Source organism: Nocardiopsis sp. TNDT3 (assembly GCF_003427465.1).
Classification (GTDB): domain Bacteria; phylum Actinomycetota; class Actinomycetes; order Streptosporangiales; family Streptosporangiaceae; genus Nocardiopsis; species Nocardiopsis dassonvillei.
In genome coordinates, this window is the sequence record NZ_QPFC01001240.1 from 1 (window position 1) to 3,073 (window position 3,073).

The following is a 3,073-nucleotide window of genomic DNA, read 5'->3' on the forward strand; positions in this document are numbered from 1 at the left end:
GGCCCCGCCGCGCCCGCGCGGTCCCGCCCACCCGGGCGGGTCAGCTCTTGAGGAACTCCAGCAGGTCCTGGTTGAACCTCTCCTTGTCGCCCGGCACGAGGGCGATGCCGTGGGAGCCGCCCTCGTAGACCTTCAGGGTGGCGTCCGGGATGATCCGCGCCGACTTGCGGCCGGTGGCGTCGATCGGCACGACCTGGTCGTCGTCGCCGTGCACCACCAGGGTCGGGACGTCGAAGCGGCGCAGGTCATCGGTGAAGTCGGTGTAGCCGAAGGCGTCCACGCAGCGCACACCGGCCTCGATGGACTGGTGCATGGCCATGAACCAGAAGGCGTCCTTGTTGCCCTGCGTGACCTTGTTGCCGGGGCGGTTGGCGCCGAAGAAGCCCTCCGCGGTCTCCCTCCAGAACTGCGAGCGCTCCCTGATGATGCCGTCCTTGATCCCGGTGAGCACCTCCTCGGGCACCCCTTCGGGATTGGTGTCGGACCTGACCATGATCGGCGGGACCGCGGACAGCAGGACGGCCTGGCGCACGCGCCGGGTGCCGTGGCGCCCGATGTAGCGGGCGAGCTCGCCGCCGCCCATGGAGTGGGCCACCAGCGTGACGTCCTGGAGGTCCAGGTGGTTCATGAGGTCGTTGAGGTCGTCGGCGAAGGTGTCGAAGTCGTAGCCGCTCCAGGGCTGGCCGGAACGGCCGTGGCCGCGGCGGTCGTGGGCGAGGCCGCGGAAGCCGTTGTCGGCCACCCACTTCATCTGGTCCTCCCACGCGTCGGCGTTGAGCGGCCAGCCGTGGATGAACACGACCGGTCGGCCGCTCCCCCAGTCCTTGTAGAAGATCTCGACGCCGTCGCGGGTGGTCACGTAAGCCATGGGAACCGTTTCCTCCTCGTGCGGACGGGGCTTCACCCCGGGTCGCGCCGTGCTCACACCCCGAGCGGGGCGCACGGGCCACGACCAGACTGCCCTCCGCTCCGACCTGCGAAAACCTGGGTTCCACAAGCATGGAGCAGGCTTTGCGAGAGTGCGGCGCCGCCGGGGCCCGCCCCTCCCGCCGCGGGGAGGCGGGGCGGTGCGCGCACGCGGCCGCGCCCTTGCCAGGCGAGATCCCATGGCCCTACGTTGTCCGTTGTCGTGCAACCACCGGGCGGGAGCAGCATGAGGATTCTTGTCGTGGGAGCCGGAGCGGTCGGCGGCTACTTCGGAGCGCACCTGGTCCGGGCGGGCCGGGACGTGGACTTCCTCGTCCGCCCCGCCCGCGCCGCGCTCCTGGGCGAACACGGTCTGCGCGTGCGCGACGTGCGAGGACGTGTGGAGGCGGTCCCTGTCCGAGCGGTCACCGCCGACCGGGTGGGCCCCGACTACGACCTGGTGATCGTGGCCGTCAAGTCGTACGGGTTCGACGACGCCCTCAAGGACCTGTCCCCCGCCGTGGGTCCGCGGACCGCGGTGCTGCCCTTCCTCAACGGCATGCGCCACATCGACGCCCTGGTCGAGCGCTTCGGCGCCGACCGGGTCTACGGCGGCGTGGCCATGGTGATGACGCGCCTGGGCGAACAGGGGGAGATCGTCCAGGTCGGCACCATGGGCCAGCTGATCTACGGACCGCTGGGCGAGCACCCCGTCGTCGCACCGCAGGACGTGCACGCCGCGCTGGACACCGGGGACCACACCGCCACCTCCGCCGCCGACATCCGCCAGGAACTGTGGGACAAGTGGGTGTTCCTGGCGACCCTGGGCGCGTGCACCTGTCTGATGCGCGGCCCCATCGGCCGGGTCAACGGCGCGCCCGGCGGCCAGGAGTTCACTGCGGCGGTGTTCGCCGAGGCCATCGCCGTGGCCACCGCCTCCGGCCATCCGCCGGGCGAGGCGGCCCGGAAGAGGGCCGACGCGATCATCGCCGACACCACGTCCTCGACCACGACCTCCATGTACTGGGACCTGACCCAGGGCAACCCGGTGGAGGCCGACCACATCGTCGGCGACCTGGTCTCCCGGGGCAGGGAGCTCGGCGTGCCCACACCGCTCTTCTCACTGGCGTACACGCACCTGAGCGTCTACGGGGCGGGTCGCGGGTAGGCTGCTCCCGTCCGCCGACCGCCCCGGTGGTGCCGGCCCGCCCCGCGGCACGCCGTGGCCCGGTCCCCCATCACGATCGCAAGTCCATGGCCCCCCGCCGTCTCGTTCTGCTCCCCTGCGTCCTCGGCGAACGGTGAGGCCTCGCGCCTCATGGCCATGTACGGTCCCTTCGACCGGGAGGGCGCTCCGGCGCGCAGCGCACAACGGACGGTGAACGCGGAGGACGCCCCCTCGCCACCGCAGACGCGGTCGGGCGGGTGGCCGGTCTCTTCGCCTGCGCGGACTACGACGCGGGCGGCGCCGGCGAACTCGCCCTGGCCCACGACCTGGAAGGCACCCGGGACACGCCCGTGCGCTGGTGGATCACCGGTGACGGGGGCGAGGACGAGGCCTCCTTCGACAGCGCCGCGTTCCAGGGAGTGTTCCGGGCCCGGAAGCGGCGCACGAAGCCGGGACGAAGCGGAACCGAAGCCGGATCGAAGCGGCCCGTGCCACAGTCCTTCCCGGCGTCCGCACGGAGCGGACGCCGGTACCCAGGACGGAAAGCTCCCCCATGTTCAAGAAGTTCCGTACAGCCGCCCTGCTCACGGCGGCGCTGGCCACCGGCTCGCTGGCACTGGCCTCACCCGCGTCGGCGGCGGCTCCCGTGGCGGACTACAACGGTGTCTGCGGCAGCGGCTACGGCGTGGTCAACTACGCCAACATCGGCTCCAAGGGCACGGTCTTCCTCACCTACAACAACTCCAACGGCTACAACTGCGCGGTGACCGTCCGGGCCAACCCGGGCTCGGCGGTGGAGATGACGGTCGGCCTCAAGCGCACCAGCGACCCCGCCAGCGCGGCCGAGGTGGACAGCGGCCAGTACACGACCTACGCCGGTCCCGTCTACCGCAGCGCAGCCGGTTCGTGCGTGGACTGGTTCGGCAACATCAGCGGCACCAACGAGAACCGCAACGAGACCAACTGCGGCTGACCCCCGCGCGCCGCGACGGGCGGCGC

At 71.7% G+C, this 3,073-nt stretch carries 3 protein-coding genes; 2 read left to right on the plus strand and 1 reads right to left on the minus strand.

Annotated elements, in window-relative coordinates:
- Positions 1-40 precede the first annotated feature (40 nt).
- Positions 41-868, minus strand: coding sequence for an alpha/beta fold hydrolase (locus DQW06_RS26315; protein ID WP_013153435.1), 828 nt, complete (start codon positions 866-868; stop codon positions 41-43).
- 285 nt (positions 869-1,153) lie between these two features.
- Between DQW06_RS26315 and DQW06_RS26320 the strand changes: the two genes are divergently transcribed.
- Entirely contained in the window at positions 1,154-2,074 is a 921-nt protein-coding gene (locus DQW06_RS26320) for a ketopantoate reductase family protein (RefSeq protein WP_198048796.1), read from the plus strand.
- A gap of 553 nt (positions 2,075-2,627) precedes the next feature.
- Positions 2,628-3,047, plus strand: coding sequence for a hypothetical protein (locus DQW06_RS26330; RefSeq protein WP_013153437.1), 420 nt, complete (start codon positions 2,628-2,630; stop codon positions 3,045-3,047).
- The last annotated feature ends 26 nt before the right edge of the window (positions 3,048-3,073 follow it).